This window comes from Plesiomonas sp. PI-19 (genome assembly GCF_021368255.1).
GTDB lineage: Bacteria > Pseudomonadota > Gammaproteobacteria > Enterobacterales > CAMTGL01 > Plesiomonas > Plesiomonas shigelloides.
The window spans coordinates 879764-896503 of record NZ_JAJNMQ010000001.1 but is presented as its reverse complement, the minus strand read 5'-3'; the positions used below and the strand labels follow the sequence as shown (position 1 = coordinate 896503).

The window sequence follows — 16740 nt, the reverse complement described above, 5'->3', positions numbered from 1 at the left end:
TTCAGCGACATAAGCCTTGCGGCGTTGATTTACTCTGAACACTACCATTATCAAATTTTGATTATAAACTGATGCTAGCGGCACGTTGCGTTCCCTAACACCATCTCTACATGATGATGCCCATTGTACGCTGAAGTAAGTTCACCCACACAGGTCAGTGTTTTGCCCATCGATTGCTGTCTTAGCTTTTCATCATCGGAAAATTCAGCCAAGCTCAACTGAATACGTTGGATACCGTCAGCATCCGGTTGGTATTCCATCTCTTCATCCCCGCCAGAGACACACACCGCCTGCGGTAATTTAAGCAGCAATACCGTCTCACTCGACTCAGCATCTTCCAGCGCAAATGTTTGACTATATAGAGTACCGCTAAACTCTGGGTTCGCATAAGAGATGCACTGACTGGCCCAACATCCCTGAGAAAATGCCATTAACAATGCAATACGCTTCATGTACGCCCTTGTTGAATTTTATACTTTCATTGACTGCATGCCATGATTAAACCGCAGTCATTGCCCAAAGCAAATAACTCACTTTAGCTAACATACTAAAGACAACGACATCAGACTTAACGTCATAGCCAACAATTACTGCTCAGCGCCGAATTCCATGCCGTATTTATTATTATGCTGATTTATTATTGAGTCAGCCTAAATAAGTTGATGTTGGGATAATTTCAGCTCATCTCACCATCACGGAGCATCACATTTATTTACAATCTAGCGGGGTAAATCATTACATTGCTTAGTGAGTAACGCCCTGCTCTTCCGCTATAGTCTTAGAGCTATCGACATTTCTGTTGTATTTACTCTTCCTTTACTCCGCCAGCCTTTGGGCTGGTCTTTTTTTCGCACCAAGCATGCAGCAGAAAATGCGCAGAGTATAAACAGCAGCATTCATAGTCTTAATTCATATCAGCCGCTAGGTTACGATATGTTAATCTCAAAAATATCTTGGATAACACCGAACTGCCATTATGACTCGTTTTAGTAAATCTCAAATTGCGCTGCACTGGCTGACCTTACTGCTGATCTTACTTGCTTATCTCTCAATTGAGTTTCGTGGGGTGTTTGTAAAAAACTCACCGGCCTATTTACTGATGCGCGAAATCCACTATAACTGCGGCGTGCTAGTCTGGGCGCTAATGCTAGTACGCGTCGTATTGCGCCATTTACTGCCCGATCCTGCTATCATCCCCACCCCACCACGCTGGCAACATCTGGCTGCGAAGTTGATGTATCTGGCCCTTTACCTATGGTTTATCGCCCTGCCGGTCCTTGGTGTATTGCTGATGGCCTATGGGGATAAGAGCTGGTCTTTCCTCGGCTTTCCGATTACGCCGTGGGTCACGCCTGATCCGGCCACAAAATCATTGCTCAAGGAATGGCATGAAACATTGGCCAATATTGGCTATGCACTCATCGCGCTGCATGCTACGGCTGCGCTCTATCATCATTACATCATCAAAGATAATGCCTTACTGCTCATGATGCCGAAAAAGAAATCATAAGGTAGGGAAATGGCGGAGGGCTGCAATACACTCTGCGCACAATACCAGTCGACATACGCTAAAAACCTAAAACAAAGCCCGCCGATTGGCGGGCTTTACTCTTATTACTGCAATACACACTGAAATCGCGTTTCAGCCTCTTATCGCTGCATCACAATGGCATGCGGTTAAGCATCAGCCACCGGCCAATTTCACCTTCATGCCTTTGGCTTCCAGCAGCTGTTTGATCAGATCCCGCTTATCGCCTTGGATTTCAATCACTCCGTCTTTCAACGTACCGCCACAGCCGCACTTTTTCTTTAACTCAGCAACCAGTTTGGACAGCTCGGCATCCGGCAAATCAACTCCCGTAATCACGCATACGCCTTTACCTTTACGGCCACTGGTTTGGCGCTGAATACGTACCACCCCATCCCCTTTCGGGCGGCTAACCACGGGAGCCTCTTCTTTAATTCGCCCCGTTTCGGTCGAATACACCAGACGAGAATTATCATTCATACTTCAGTTGCTCCTGTCCGGATAGCAAAAACAAAGCGCTATTATGCCAGAGACAGACGGATATTCCGCAATGTCTGTGCCGGATCTGCAGATTGAGTAACCGGACGACCAATCACCATATAATCTACGCCAGCAGCCACCGCCTGTTTCGGAGTCATGATCCGGCGCTGATCGCCAACGTCACTGCCTTCCGGGCGGATCCCTGGGGTGATCAGTTTAAACTCTTGGCCACATGTGGCTTTAAGCAGACTGGCTTCATGTGCCGAGCACACCACCCCATCAAGACCGGCGCGCGCCGTCAATTGTGCCAAACGCTGCACGTGCTCTGCAGGCGACACTGAAATCCCAATACCCGCCAGATCCGAGGCTTCCATGCTCGTCAATACCGTGACAGCAATCAGCAGTGGCGCATCTTTGCCATAAGGCTGCAACGCTTCGCGCGCCGCCACCATCATGCGCTCGCCACCACTGGCGTGCACATTGACCATCCACACCCCCAGCTCTGCTGCCGCGGCAACGGCATGTGCACAGGTGTTCGGAATGTCATGAAACTTCAGGTCCAAGAACACATCAAAGCCACGCTGCTGCAGCGCACGCACGAAGTCCGGACCAAACAAGGTAAACATCTCTTTACCGACTTTCAGGCGGCAATCGTTCGGATCGATACGGTCGACAAATGCCAACGCTGCATTTTGATCCGCATAATCCAGAGCCACAATAATGTTTTTTTCAGTCACATCGGAGAGCATGTCTTATCCTTTTTCCCATCAATCACACTAGCAAGCCCTGCGTATACCGTGCTCAGTAGACGCAGATAAAAAAACAGCAGCCCATACAGGCTGCTGTAAATAAAAATAACGACCGGCCAGCATATGACCGGACATGCGATAAGCGTGAACGCACTTACTCACCATCCAACCCTCGGATTGGTTTCACAGTCGCCCAACTGCGACAAGATGGACAGTGCCAATACAGTGCATGCGAGGTAAAACCACACTTACGGCAACGGTAGCGCGGTTTAGTGCTAATTTGTTCGGCCACCATCCGCTGCAACGACGACAAGCTCTCTTTAGCTCGGCCATCTTCAGCCTCAGCCAAGTGATACTGCATCAGACGATGGAATAAACGCATCGTTGGATGGCGCATCAACTCACGGTTGATATAGGTTTGAGCAACCTCAAGGCCTTCTTTTTGCTCTAGCATGTCGGCCAACATCAACTCGGCCATCGCACCGGCATTGGCATCAGTACAGCACATTAAGAAACTTTGCAGCAGATCTGGTCGGTCAATGGCCTGATAACACTCTTTCAGCATGGGCAGCGCTTCGGGGATAAAATCGATATCCTGCTCCAAAATGCGCTCTAGCTCATTGGCTGCTTTTTGCCATTGCTCGCTCGACATCCACAACCGCCCCAGCATCAAAGAGACGCGGGCACAATTACGATCGGCTTGGCCGGCTTTTTTCAGCAGCGCAAAGGCTTTATCGCAATCATTGTCGGCCATCGCCTGCAGCGTCAGCTCACAATAAAAATGGGCAATATCGGTATTAAGGCGCGTTTTACCCAGCTTAATCAGTTTTTCGGCTACGGTAATGGCTTTCGCCCATTCACGGGTAGCCTGATAGATAGTCAGCAGCTGCTGCAGCGCTGACTCACGAAAATCCGGTTCGTCCACCAACTGACTGAACATATCTTCAGCGCGGTCATATAAGCCAGCCGCCAGATAGTCCTTACCCAACTGCTGCATCGCCAGCAAACGTTGGTCGAAAGTCAACGTGGCATTTTCCACCAAGGCTTGGTGAATACGAATAGCTCGGTCAACTTCACCGCGCGAGCGAAACAGATTACCGAGTGTGAGGTGTGCTTCTACCGTACCACTGTCTTCCTTGAGCATATCAAGAAACAGATCAACGGCTTTATCCTGCTGATTGGAAAGCAGGAAGTTAACGCCGGCAACATACTCGCGCGAAAGACGGTTAACTTCCTGTTGTTCATCTTGCCGAGCACTTCTGCGCCCCATATACCAGCCATAGGCAGCGGCTATTGGCAGCAACAGAAACAACAGCTCAAGCATTACTTGTCCTTATGTTCTGGCTCGGTCGTCGCCACAGTGGTGGAAGCAGCTTGCTGATCCAACTGTTGTTGCTGACGTTTAATCTGACGATGAGCACGGCTGAGGTTAAAACGTACACGGATATAAAACAGGCCGCAAATGATCCAGCCCAGAACAAAACCGGTGCCAAATAGCATAGCCAATAAGGAAGAAAGGCGGAACTGTCCTTCAGCCAATAAATAGTTAAAAGTCACCAGTTCTTCATTTTGGGCACCCAGTGTGACCCCTATGATGAAGACAACCAGCGCAGCTAAAAAACCTAAGAGATATTTCACATCAGTATCCTCTGTGCGGTCACAAATTCATGTGAATTATGCCAAAAAATAGGGTATCACAGCCACTGCGCGATATCGCGCATGATCTCAAAAATACACCTTTCGCACAAAAGAAAACGGCATCCCGAAGGATGCCGTTTATTATTTATCCGTATTGCGCCTTACTGAGCGTAAATATTAACCCGCTCACGTAATTCTTTGCCGGGTTTAAAGTGCGGAACCTGTTTACCTTCGAGTTCAACTTTCTCTCCGGTTTTCGGGTTACGCCCGACACGCGGCGCGCGATAGTGCAGCGAGAAACTGCCAAAGCCACGGATTTCGATACGTTCGCCGTTAGCGAGTGTATCACCCATATGATCCAACATCTCTTTGATCGCATCCTCAACCACTTTGGCAGAAAGATGAGATTGCTGAGTAGTAAGTCTTTCAATTAATTCAGACTTCGTCATAGGCCCTCCGAGGGTGGCTTATTCGCTTTACCATCAGGCGGTCAGCTGACCGCCTGAGTACGGTTAATTATTCGCCTTTAGCTGCTTTGAATGCTTCAGCCATAGCGTTACCGAACGCAGCATCATCTTGCTTGTTCAGAGTAGCCATTGCTTCGCTTTCTTCAGCCTGGTCTTTAGCGCGAACAGACAGGTTTACAACGCGGTTCTTACGGTCAACACCGGTGAACTTCGCTTCAACTTCGTCGCCAACGCTCAGAACCAGAGTAGCGTCTTCTACGCGGTCACGAGATGCTTCAGAAGCACGCAGGTAGCCTTCAACGCCGTCAGTCAGTTCAACAGTAGCGCCTTTTGCATCAACTGCAGTTACTTTACCAGTAACGATAGCACCTTTCTTGTAAACAGACATGAAGTTGTTGAACGGATCTTCTTCCAGTTGCTTAACGCCCAGAGAGATACGCTCGCGCTCTGCATCAACTTGCAGAACTACTGCTGCGATTTCGTCGCCTTTCTTGAATTCACGAACTGCTTCTTCGCCTGCTACGTTCCAGGAGATGTCAGACAGGTGAACCAGGCCGTCGATGCCGCCTTCCAGACCGATGAAGATACCGAAGTCAGTGATTGACTTGATCTTACCTTCTACGCGATCGCCCTTAGCGTGGGTTTCTGCGAACAGCTGCCATGGGTTAGATTTGCACTGCTTCAGACCCAGGGAGATACGACGACGCTCTTCGTCGATGTCCAGAACCATAACTTCAACAACATCACCCACGTTAACAACTTTAGATGGGTGGATGTTCTTGTTGGTCCAATCCATTTCGGATACGTGTACCAGACCTTCAACGCCTTCTTCGATTTCTACGAAGCAGCCGTAATCAGTCAGGTTGGTCACACGACCAGTCAGGCGAGTACCTTCTGGGTAACGCTTAGCGATAGCTACCCATGGATCTTCACCCAGCTGCTTCAGGCCCAGAGAAACACGAGTACGCTCGCGGTCGAACTTCAGCACTTTAACAGTGATTTCGTCGCCAACGTTCACGATTTCGCTTGGATGCTTAACGCGCTTCCACGCCATATCAGTGATGTGCAGCAGGCCGTCAACACCGCCCAGATCAACGAATGCACCGTAGTCAGTCAGGTTCTTAACGATACCCTTAACTTCCATGCCTTCTTGCAGGTTTTCCAGCAGCTGATCGCGCTCTTGGCTGTTTTCAGATTCGATAACGGCACGGCGAGAAACAACAACGTTGTTACGCTTCTGGTCCAGCTTGATTACTTTGAACTCAAGCTCTTTGTATTCCAGGTGAGTAGTGTCACGAACTGGACGAACGTCTACCAGAGAACCTGGCAGGAACGCACGGATACCGTTCAGTTCTACAGTGAAACCACCTTTCACCTTGCCGTTGATCACACCGATAACGGTAGCAGCTTCTTCGTATGCTTTTTCCAGCATCAGCCAAGCTTCGTGGCGCTTAGCTTTCTCACGAGACAGCTGAGTTTCACCGAAGCCGTCTTCTACTGCGTCCAGTGCTACGTCAACTTCGTCACCGACGTTGATTTCCAGCTCACCCTGGGCGTTCTTGAACTGTTCTGCTGGAATAGCAGATTCTGACTTCAGGCCAGCATCAACCAGAACGATGCCGTTCTGAATAGCGATAACAGTACCACGAACGATAGAACCTGGACGAGTTTCCAGTTCTTTCAGGGACTCTTCAAAGAGTTGAGCAAAAGATTCAGTCATGTTTATTAATCTTCACTAATGAAAGATAACTACCATCTAGCATCCGGCTAAATGGGGTTGCTTCAAAATAGCTCGCCGCATCCATGCAGTTTGCTTCTGTATCTAGCCAATAATAACAAAAAAATGCGGCGCGATGCCAAAGATTCTGCCTTAAAAGTGCAAGGTTTCTTTGATATGGTGCATCGCGGCGGCAATCACTTGCTCAATTGGCATTTCAGTCGAATCCAGTACCAGTGCGTCTGGTGCCGCTTTCAGCGGTGCGACAGCGCGGTTGCGATCACGATAGTCACGTTCGCGGATCTCGGCCAAAAGGTGTTCAAAGTTAACATCAAACCCTTTGCCCTGCAACTGCAACATACGGCGGTTAGCACGCTCTTCAGCACTGGCGTCAAGAAATATTTTCACCGGCGCATCTGGGAAGACCACGGTTCCCATGTCACGACCATCGGCAATCAGGCCTGGCGCGGCGCGAAACGCACGCTGACGGCGCAGTAACGCTTCGCGCACACGTGGAAAGGCCGCAGCACGGGAGGCGGTATTGCCCACAGTTTCAGTGCGGATATCGTTCGAGACATCCTCACCTTCTAAGATCACGCGGATCTGGCCATCAACCGATTTGAACTGCACATCTAAGTGCGCCGCCAATGGAACTAGCGCCTCTTCAGACTCAATATCCACATGATGATGCAGTGCGGCCATCGCCAGCACGCGATAAATTGCGCCGGAATCGAGCAGATGCCAGCCCAGTTGCTCAGCCAGTGCCTTACACAGCGTGCCTTTACCTGCACCGCTTGGCCCGTCGACTGTGATCACCGGGGTTGTGTCTGACATAGCATCCTCCGTTAAGTATAAGTGGGGTAGCACAGAGCAGGAAGTTCTGCTCTGTCTGACTCTGCGCGCAATTATACGGGAAAAGCGCCGTCAACCGAATGCTTTCTCTGTACCGAATGTAAATAACACGCCATGCCACATTACAGGACGCGGTTGCCCCTATGGCAACAAAACATCAAACCCTACAAACGACCACAGAAAAAAGAAAACCGCGTCAGTGCGCTGCCTAAGTCAGTAGGCAAGCACCAGCGCGGTCAGTGGTAGGCTCGTGATGTTACAGCGCTGAATAAGCCACTGGCGAAATGCAATTAATCCGCTTGCACCAACGTTTGTAGCCGAGTGAAGTAGTCAGGGAAGGTTTTCGAGGTACAACCTGGGTCTAAAATCGTGACTGGTGTATCCGACAACGCCACCAGCGAAAAACACATCGCCATACGGTGATCGTTATAAGTTGCAATCTCGGCATGCTGCAAATGCGCCGGAGGAACAATACGAATGTAGTCGTGCCCCTCTTCCACTTCGGCCCCCACTTTACGCAGCTCTGCGGCCATCGCAGCCAGTCGATCGGTTTCTTTTACCCGCCAGTTGTAAACATTACGGATACAGGTTTCCCCATCGGCAAACAGCGCCGCGGTGGCAATAGTCATCGCCGCATCCGGAATATGGTTCAAATCCAGATCCACGCCGTTTAAGCTGCCACGCTCACATTCGACATAATCATCGGCCCAGCGAATATGTGCGCCCATTTTTTCCAGCACATCGGCAAAACGCACATCGCCTTGCACGCTGCGTCGGCCAATACCGGTCACCCGCACAGTGCCGCCGCGAATGGCTGCCGCCGCCAGAAAATAGGAAGCCGACGAGGCATCACCTTCGACCAGATAATCCCCCGGCGATACATACTGCTGCTGACCACGGATATGGAATACTTGATAATTTTCGTGGCGCACCTGCACACCGAAAACCGCCATGATATGCAGCGTGATATCGATATACGGCTTAGACACCAGCTCACCGCGAATATGCAGTTCGGTATCACCGCTAAAAAGTGGTGCAGCCATTAAAAAGGCGGTCAGGAACTGACTAGAGACCGAGCCATCAATCTCTACGCGTCCACCTTGCAAGGTATTGCCTTGGATCAGTAGCGGTGGATAGTGCTCTTGCTCCAGATAAGTGATGTTAGCGCCAGCTTGGCGCAGCGCATCCACCAGATGGCCAATAGGGCGCTCTTTCATGCGTGGCTCACCGGTTAGGATCACTTCACCGCGCCCAGCGCACAGGGCTGCGGTCAACGGGCGCATAGCGGTGCCTGCGTTACCCAAAAACAGTGTCAGTGGGCTGTTATCTGGCGATGTAGGAACAGTAAACGCCTGCCCTAATCCATCCACTTCACACACAGTGCGATCAGCGGAGAGACGATAAGAAACACCCAGCGCGCTGAGGGCATTGAGCATATGCCGCACATCATCGCTATCGAGCAAATTGGTCAATCGGGTGGTGCCGCGAGCCAGTGCGGCTAGTAATAAGGCGCGGTTAGATACGCTTTTTGAACCGGGCAAATTGACCGTGCCGTTTACACGTTGAATCGGTTGTAACGTCAGCGATTCCATAGCAATTACTCTGCTCTCCTGCGGTTATTTTTCTGGCTACGTAGGCCTAATACATAGTAAGCCGGATACATGAAAATTAGCGAAATAAGACTTCATCTAAGGCATCCATAAAACGCTGGTTTTCCTGCGCCAGACCGATGCTGACCCGCAGGTGATCAGGCATACCGTAACCAGCAATTGGACGGACAATCACGCCGCGTGCTAGCAATTGCTGGTATACCGGCCCAGCCGGACGCCCCATATCAATGGTGAGGAAGTTACCGGAAGACGGAATGTACGCCAAGCCGCGCGCCTGACAGTACTCCGTTAGCTGCGCCATACCTCGGCGATTAGTCTCAACGGCTGCGGCCAGATACTCGGCATCATCCAATACCGTTTGTGCGGCCAACAAGGCTAAGGTATTGCAGTTAAACGGCTGACGCAGGCGATTCATTAAACCAGCCACCCGTGGATCGGACACCGAATACCCAACGCGCAACCCAGCCAAGCCGTACGCCTTAGAGAAGGTGCGGCAAACGACCAGATTCGGGAAGCGGTTCACCCATGCAAAAGAGGGTGAGCGCAGGCTCGGCTCAACATACTCGGTATAGGCCTCATCCAGCACCACCATGACATGCGCAGGCACTTGCTGTAAGAAGGCGTCTAACGCTTCAGCGCTTAAAAACGTACCGGTTGGATTATTGGGGTTGGCAATAAAAATAAGCTTAGTACGCTCAGTGATTGCCGCAGCCATCGCGGTTAAATCGTGTCCCCACTCGGAGGCTGGAACCACCACGGCTTTGGCATTCAGTGCCTGCACCACGAGAGGATAAACGATAAAGGCATGCTCGGCATAAATGACTTCGTCTTGCTCGCTGACAAACACGCGCGCAATCAACTCCAGCAAATCATTGGAGCCATTACCCAGTGTCAGCTGCGCTTCATCCACGTCAAAACGCTCCGCCAGTGCTTGCTTGAGATAAAAACCGTTAGCATCGGGATAGCGGGTCAGTCCGGACAATTCGGCGGTTAATGCCTGCTGTACGCTGGCGGCTAATCCGAGCGGGTTTTCATTCGAGGCCAGCTTCACGATGTTGCTGATCCCAAGCTCCCGCTCCAGCTCTTCCACCGGCTTGCCCGCCTGATACGGCGACAATGCGCGAATCCCAAGATTTGCCAGTGCGGTAAAATCACATCCCATTACGTCTCTCCTTGTGTCCGGACTCTCAATCCTGCCTGTGCTTATCACTTTGTTATATCGGGTTCTCCGCAAGCTGGCGAGCATAATTGTGTCTATCCAGTTACACGTCCGGCCACTGCCTGCTGTTGCTGACGCTGCGTCTTAGTTGCTGGTGACTAGTCATACAAGAGGATTGATAGGTTATCTATATGATTGTTATAGGCAAAACCGATTTGTCTCATTTATTAACTTATTGAGAATAGATAGCAATTACATTTTGTGATATTGATCAATTATCGACGGTTGCGTGTGCATAGGCATGCAGACCTGTTAGGTACAGGATAGGTACGGAATACGAGGCAAACGATAAAATGAATCAACAACAAGTAGGCGTGATCGGCATGGCCGTCATGGGCAGTAATCTGGCACGTAATCTGGCCAGCCGCGGCTTTTCCGTCGCCGTGTTCAATCGCTCTTATCAGAAAACCCAAGAAGTCGTCACCTCACATCCGGAAGCGGGGCTGGTGCCTTATGCTTCACTGGCCGACTTTGTCGCGGCGCTAGAGCGCCCACGCAAAATCATTTTGATGGTAAAAGCAGGCGAAGCGACCGATGACACCATCGCCGGTTTGCTGCCTTTACTGACCGCTGGCGATATCCTGATTGACGGCGGTAATACCTATTTTAAAGATACCGAACGCCGTGCGGCGGAGCTCGCTGAGCACGGGATCAATTTCATTGGTACCGGCATTTCCGGCGGTGAAGAAGGCGCGCTGCGCGGCCCATCTATCATGCCAAGTGGCGATAAAGAGGCCTACCAGCACGTTGCGCCAATCTTAGGCAAAATTGCCGCCCAATATGAAGACGAGCCATGCGTGACATACATCGGCACCGGTGGCTCAGGGCACTATGTGAAGATGGTGCATAATGGCATCGAATACGGCGACATGCAGCTGATCGCCGAAGCTTACGCGCTGCTCAAATACGGCGTGGGGCTTAATAATGAGCAGATGGCCGATATTTTCACTGAGTGGAATAAGGGTGAGCTTAACAGCTATCTGATTGAGATCACGGCGGATATTCTACGCAAGAAAGACAGCCTGACCGGCGAGTATCTGATTGATGTCATTTTGGATGCGGCAGGCAACAAAGGCACCGGTAAGTGGACCAGCCAAAGTGCGCTGGATTTAGGTACGCCGCTGAGCCTGATCACCGAATCGGTTTTTGCCCGTTATATTTCTGCGCTGAAAGAAGAGCGCGTGAAAGCCAGCCGCATTCTGACCGGTCCTGTCGCGCCACAGTTAAGCGGGAAAACTGACGATCTGATTGAGCAAATCCGTCAAGGTTTGTATCTGAGTAAGATCATCTCCTACGCACAAGGCTTTGCGCAGTTGGATGCTGCTTCCCGTGAATATGGCTGGGATCTGCAACTGGGTGAGATCGCCAAAATCTTCCGCGCGGGCTGTATTATCCGCGCACAGTTCCTACAAAAAATCAGCGAAGCCTATGAGGGCAACCTGAAGCCGGAAAACCTGCTGTTAGCGCCATACTTCCAGCAAGCAGCTGAACGCTATCAAGCGTCATTGCGCAATATCACTGCGCAGGCGATTTTGCACGGCGTACCGGTTCCCACTTTCTCGGCGGCGATTGCGTACTATGATAGCTACCGCAGCGCGGTGTTACCGGCCAACCTGATTCAGGCCCAGCGTGATTACTTTGGCGCGCACACTTATAAGCGTTTAGATCGTGAAGGGATTTACCACACTTCCGATTGGAACGTGGCCGACGCAGAGTAAAGGTCACAACTAAGCTCGTGAACTTTCTTGAGTTTGAAAACAAAAAAAGCGCTGTTAAACAGCGCTTTTTTATTATCGGTTATACTCGCTAGCAAGTAACGGCGAGCTATTAACCACGATGGCGCTTAGCAAAGTCATCCATAAAGGCGACTAATGCCTGTACACCTTCAACAGGCATGGCATTGTAGATAGAAGCCCGCATACCACCAACGATGCGGTGACCTTTCAGCGCATGCAGACCAGCAGCAAATGACTCTTCCAAGAACACTTTATCCAGCTCGGCAGATGGCAACGTGAACGGCACGTTCATCCATGAGCGGTTATCAGGGTGTACGTCATTGTGGTAAAAGTCGGACTGGTCGATATAGCCGTACAGCAATTCAGCTTTGGCCTGATTGCGTTTAGCCATCGCAGACAAACCGCCCTGCTCTTTGAGCCAGCGGAACACCAAACCAGACAGATACCATGCGAATGTTGGCGGTGTGTTGTACATCGAATCGTTATCGGCCAGCACTTTGTAGCCCAGCACTGATGGCAGCATGTCGCGCGCGCGATCCAGTAAATCATCACGCACAATCACCAAGGTCAAACCGGATGGCCCGATGTTCTTCTGCGCGCCAGCGTAAATCACGCCGTAACGGCTCACATCAATCGGACGTGATAAAATCGTAGATGACATGTCGGCCACCACAATTTTGTCGCCAAAATCCGGCTCTTCATGAATTTCCAGACCATCGATGGTTTCGTTCGGACAGTAATGCACAAACGCGGCATCATCCGACAGTGTCCATTCACGCATCGGCTTCACCGCGCGTAAACCGTCACGACGCTCGGTGATATCAATCACATTCGGTTGGCAATATTTACCGGCTTCTTTGATGGCACTGTGCGCCCAGTAACCACCATCCAGATAATCGGCGCGGGTCTTATCCCCCAGCAGATTCAATGGCACCGCCGCAAACTGAGCGCGCGCGCCACCTTGGCAGAACAGCACCTTGTAGTTATCTGGAATTGCCAACAAATCACGCAGATCTTGCTCCGCCTGCGCCGCAACCGCCATAAACTGCTTACTGCGGTGACTGATTTCCATCACCGAGGTTCCCAGATCATGCCAATTCAGCAGCTCTTTCTGAGCAATCTGCAATACGTCGGCGGGCAGCATGGCCGGGCCGGCACTGAAATTAAACACCTGTTGCATATTACGCGCATTCCCCGTGTTAGTTTCAACGTTCCCTATACGATTGAGCGGTTGTATCACTCAGCCAATCTTCATGCAAATGGTTTAAAGGTGCGCAGAGCTGGGCTTAGCCGCATGACTGCGCAGATAACGCACGAGCATGCTAACTATGACGATAGGTCAGTTCTACTTTCGCGCATCGCCGATGTAGAGATTTCTACTATAGTGTTAGAGGTTACACAGGCCTCGTCACTGAGAATGTTGTCCAGCGAGGTGGTTATCGTCATTACCGCTTGCTTTGAGGATACAATATGAAACGTACTGTGTTATTCACCCTGCTGGCTCTGACTCTTTCCGCCGGTGCATCTGCGTCTGATACCTTGTCTGATGCGGCCAGCAGCGCCGCCGGCACGGTGGAAAATGCGGCCAACTCTGTGGCTGATGCAGCCAAATCCATGAAAGCGAAACTGTCGCCATCAATGCCTGCTAAACCTATCGCCGAATGGACCTGCGCAGAATTTTTAGCTGTCGATGAATCGTTCCGTCCGAGCGCGGTGTATTTTGCCGAAGGCTTTAATCAAAAAGATAAGCCAGAAGGAGCGATGATTGATATCGCTGGGGTAGAAAAAGCCATTCCCTTCCTGATTGAAGATTGCAGCAAAAATCCGCAAGAAAAATTGCTGAAACAAGCCGAGAAAACCCGCGCCGCGCACGCTGCCGCTGGCCATTAACGATCCCAGCATGCTATGCCTCAAAACCGAAAGTAGAAAACTGCAAATCCAGAAAAACAAAAGGCATCCGTAAAGGATGCCTTTTTTCACTCGAAACAGCGATAGTACTGGGCGAGCGGCAACAGGTTACCGCCACACCCATTACGAGTATTGATTACTCTTCGCCTGGCTCGTCTTGTGCAGACTCGCTAGCAGCTTGCTCGTCACCCTGTTCTGACAGTTCAACACCCTCTTCGGTGCTTTCCTCATCATCATCGGCATCCAAGATACGCTGCAAACCAACCACTTGCTCTTCTTCGCTGGTGCGAATCAAGGTCACGCCTTGGGTGTTACGACCCACCACGCTCACTTCTTTCACTCGTGTGCGAACCAGCGTACCGGCATTGGTGATGATCATGATCTGATCATTTTCCTCAACCTGCACCGCGCCCACAACCAGACCGTTACGCTCGCTGACCTTGATGGAGATAACCCCTTGGGTCGCACGGGACTTCGTCGGGTACTCCGCAGATGCCGTACGCTTACCGTAACCGTTGGCGGTGACAGTCAGGATCTCACCCTCGCCTTTTGGCACGATCAGAGAAACGACTTTGTCTTGCTCGCTCAGCTTGATGCCGCGCACACCGGTCGCGGTACGGCCCATTGGACGCACTTGATCTTCGGCGAAACGCACCACTTTACCTTCGGCGGAGAACAGCATCACTTCGTCATTACCGTGAGTCAGATCCACACCAATCAGGGTGTCGTCATCATTCAGGTTAACAGCGATGATACCGGCGCTACGCGGACGGCTAAAGTCAGTCAGTGGCGTCTTCTTCACTGTACCGTTGGCTGTGGCCATGAAGATGTACTGATCATTCGCATACTCACGAACCGGCAGGATCGCGGTAATACGCTCGTTTTCTTCCAGCGGCAGCAAGTTCACAATCGGACGGCCACGAGCACCGCGGCTGGCCAATGGCAGCTGATATACCTTCAGCCAGTACAAGCGACCACGAGACGAGAAGCACAAAATGGTGTCGTGGGTGTTAGCCACCAGCAGACGTTCAATGAAGTCTTCTTCCTTCATCTTAGTCGCAGACTTGCCTTTACCACCACGGCGCTGCGCTTCATACTCAGTCAGCGGCTGATACTTCACATAACCTTCGTGCGACAGTGTAACCACCACATCTTCCTGATTAATCAGGTCTTCGATGTTGATGTCAGCACTGTTAGCAGTGATTTCAGTACGACGCTGATCGCCAAACTGCGCGCGAATGCTAGTCAGCTCTTCGCAGATCACTTCCATCAGACGCTCTGGGCTTTGCAGGATATGCAACAGCTCAGCGATTTGTGCCAGCAGCTCTTTGTACTCGTCCAGCAGCTTCTCGTGCTCCAGACCTGTCAGCTTGTGCAGACGCAAATCCAAAATAGCCTGCGCTTGTTGCTCAGTCAGGAAGTACTGGTTTTCACGGATACCAAACTCAGCCTCCAGCCAGTCAGGACGGGCAGCATCAACACCGGCCGCTTCCAACATGACGGACACATGGCCCAGATCCCAACCACGCGCGACCAAACCGGCTTTCGCTTCAGATGGTGTCGGTGCACGGCGGATCAGCTCGATGATTTCATCGATGTTCGCCAGCGCTACAGCCAGACCTTCCAAGATATGAGCACGATCACGGGCTTTACGCAGTTCATACACGGTACGACGTGTCACCACTTCACGGCGGTGCAGCACGAACGCTTCCAGCATGTCTTTCAGGTTCAACAGCTTCGGTTGACCTTGGCTCAAGGCTACCATGTTGATACCAAACGTGGTTTGCAGCTGGGTTTGTGAGTACAGATTGTTCAGTACCACTTCACCGACCGCATCACGTTTGATCTCAATCACAATGCGCATGCCGTCTTTGTCAGACTCATCACGCAGGGCGCTGATCCCTTCAACTTTCTTGTCTTTTACCAGCTCGGCGATCTTTTCGATCAGGCGCGCTTTGTTCACCTGATACGGGATCTCGTGCACGATGATGGATTCGCGGCCGTTTTTCTCGTCCACTTCCACTTCAGCGCGAGCGCGCAGGTACACTTTACCGCGACCGGTACGATAAGCATCTTCAATCCCACGACGGCCATTGATGATTGCTGCCGTCGGGAAATCCGGACCCGGAATATGGGTCATCAGCTCATCAATGGTGATCTCTGGGTTTTCGATGTAGGCCAAACAGCCGTCGATCACTTCGCCCAAGTTGTGCGGTGGGATGTTGGTTGCCATACCTACGGCGATACCGGAGGAGCCGTTTACCAGCAGGTTCGGGATCTTGGTCGGCAATACTGCCGGGATCTGCTCACTGCCGTCGTAGTTAGGCACATAATCAACGGTTTCTTTGTCCAGATCGGCCAGCAGTTCGTGGGCGATCTTGGCCATGCGCACTTCGGTGTAACGCATCGCTGCGGCGGAGTCGCCGTCGATGGAACCGAAGTTCCCCTGTCCGTCGACCAGCATATAACGCAGTGAGAAAGGCTGCGCCATACGTACGATGGTGTCGTAAACCGCGCTATCACCGTGTGGGTGATATTTACCGATTACGTCACCGACCACACGGGCCGATTTCTTATATGGTTTGTTCCAGTCATTACCGAGTACGCTCATGGCGTACAAGACACGGCGGTGAACCGGCTTAAGGCCGTCACGCACATCTGGTAAGGCGCGTCCGACAATCACGGACATTGCATAGTCCAGATAGGAGCTTTTCAGCTCTTCTTCGATATTGACCGGCGTGATTTCTTTGGCTAGGTCGCTCATGGCGCCACATTCCCTCAGCTAATTGTCGTCTGACCGGATGAAAAAGGTGTAAGACTATACCATAAAAGCAAA

General features: G+C 51.2%; 15 protein-coding genes. 3 read left to right on the top strand and 12 right to left on the bottom strand.

Annotation, left to right across the window (positions count from 1 at the left end; genetic code table 11):
- Window positions 1-74: 74 nt before the first annotated feature.
- On the bottom strand, window positions 75-452 hold the full coding sequence (locus LQ901_RS04080) for a hypothetical protein (RefSeq protein WP_152136341.1): 378 nt from the start codon (window positions 450-452) through the stop codon (window positions 75-77).
- A 524-nt stretch (window positions 453-976) separates the two neighbouring features.
- Here LQ901_RS04080 and LQ901_RS04075 point away from each other — a divergent pair.
- Window positions 977-1510 (top strand): cytochrome b, encoded by a 534-nt coding sequence (locus LQ901_RS04075; protein WP_039045670.1) that lies wholly within the window; start codon window positions 977-979, stop codon window positions 1508-1510.
- A 174-nt stretch (window positions 1511-1684) separates the two neighbouring features.
- Here LQ901_RS04075 and yciH read toward each other — a convergent pair whose 3' ends face one another.
- The 9 genes from yciH to hisC form a co-directional block, all read right to left on the bottom strand.
- The gene (gene yciH, locus LQ901_RS04070) at window positions 1685-2008 is read right to left on the bottom strand and encodes a stress response translation initiation inhibitor YciH (protein ID WP_010864026.1); all 324 of its coding nucleotides are present in this window, start codon (window positions 2006-2008) and stop codon (window positions 1685-1687) included.
- Window positions 2009-2049: 41 nt separating this feature from the next.
- Window positions 2050-2757, bottom strand: coding sequence for an orotidine-5'-phosphate decarboxylase (pyrF, locus tag LQ901_RS04065; protein ID WP_039045669.1), 708 nt, complete (start codon window positions 2755-2757; stop codon window positions 2050-2052).
- 154 nt (window positions 2758-2911) lie between these two features.
- Window positions 2912-4081 (bottom strand): lipopolysaccharide assembly protein LapB, encoded by a 1170-nt coding sequence (gene lapB / locus LQ901_RS04060; protein ID WP_233671983.1) that lies wholly within the window; start codon window positions 4079-4081, stop codon window positions 2912-2914.
- Window positions 4081-4395, bottom strand: coding sequence for a LapA family protein (locus LQ901_RS04055; protein WP_010864029.1), 315 nt, complete (start codon window positions 4393-4395; stop codon window positions 4081-4083). Before LQ901_RS04055 ends, lapB begins: the two co-directional genes overlap by 1 nt.
- A 161-nt stretch (window positions 4396-4556) precedes the next feature.
- On the bottom strand, window positions 4557-4844 hold the full coding sequence (gene ihfB, locus LQ901_RS04050) for an integration host factor subunit beta (RefSeq protein WP_010864030.1): 288 nt from the start codon (window positions 4842-4844) through the stop codon (window positions 4557-4559).
- A gap of 67 nt (window positions 4845-4911) precedes the next feature.
- Window positions 4912-6582, bottom strand: coding sequence for a 30S ribosomal protein S1 (gene rpsA, locus LQ901_RS04045; protein ID WP_010864031.1), 1671 nt, complete (start codon window positions 6580-6582; stop codon window positions 4912-4914).
- Window positions 6583-6732: 150 nt separating this feature from the next.
- On the bottom strand, window positions 6733-7413 hold the full coding sequence (gene cmk, locus LQ901_RS04040) for a (d)CMP kinase (protein ID WP_039045667.1): 681 nt from the start codon (window positions 7411-7413) through the stop codon (window positions 6733-6735).
- 308 nt (window positions 7414-7721) lie between these two features.
- The gene (gene aroA, locus LQ901_RS04035; RefSeq protein ID WP_152136342.1) at window positions 7722-9023 is read right to left on the bottom strand and encodes a 3-phosphoshikimate 1-carboxyvinyltransferase; all 1302 of its coding nucleotides are present in this window, start codon (window positions 9021-9023) and stop codon (window positions 7722-7724) included.
- A 76-nt stretch (window positions 9024-9099) separates the two neighbouring features.
- The gene (gene hisC, locus LQ901_RS04030) at window positions 9100-10203 is read right to left on the bottom strand and encodes a histidinol-phosphate transaminase (protein WP_152136343.1); all 1104 of its coding nucleotides are present in this window, start codon (window positions 10201-10203) and stop codon (window positions 9100-9102) included.
- Window positions 10204-10553: 350 nt separating this feature from the next.
- On the opposite strand from hisC, the gene gndA reads away from it, so the two are divergent.
- Window positions 10554-11978: an NADP-dependent phosphogluconate dehydrogenase gene (gene gndA / locus LQ901_RS04025; RefSeq protein ID WP_064977973.1), complete on the top strand. Its 1425-nt coding sequence runs from the start codon at window positions 10554-10556 to the stop codon at window positions 11976-11978.
- A 109-nt stretch (window positions 11979-12087) separates the two neighbouring features.
- Here the strand turns inward: gndA and serC are convergent, their stop codons facing one another.
- Entirely contained in the window at window positions 12088-13176 is a 1089-nt protein-coding gene (gene serC / locus LQ901_RS04020) for a 3-phosphoserine/phosphohydroxythreonine transaminase (RefSeq protein WP_064977974.1), read from the bottom strand.
- Window positions 13177-13466: 290 nt separating this feature from the next.
- Between serC and hdeA the strand changes: the two genes are divergently transcribed.
- Window positions 13467-13886: an acid-activated periplasmic chaperone HdeA gene (gene hdeA, locus LQ901_RS04015; RefSeq protein ID WP_010864037.1), complete on the top strand. Its 420-nt coding sequence runs from the start codon at window positions 13467-13469 to the stop codon at window positions 13884-13886.
- Between the two features lie 154 nt (window positions 13887-14040).
- On the opposite strand, the gene gyrA is transcribed toward hdeA, so the two are convergent.
- Window positions 14041-16668, bottom strand: a complete 2628-nt coding sequence (gene gyrA, locus LQ901_RS04010) for a DNA topoisomerase (ATP-hydrolyzing) subunit A (protein ID WP_064977975.1) — start codon at window positions 16666-16668, stop codon at window positions 14041-14043.
- Window positions 16669-16740 lie beyond the last annotated feature (72 nt).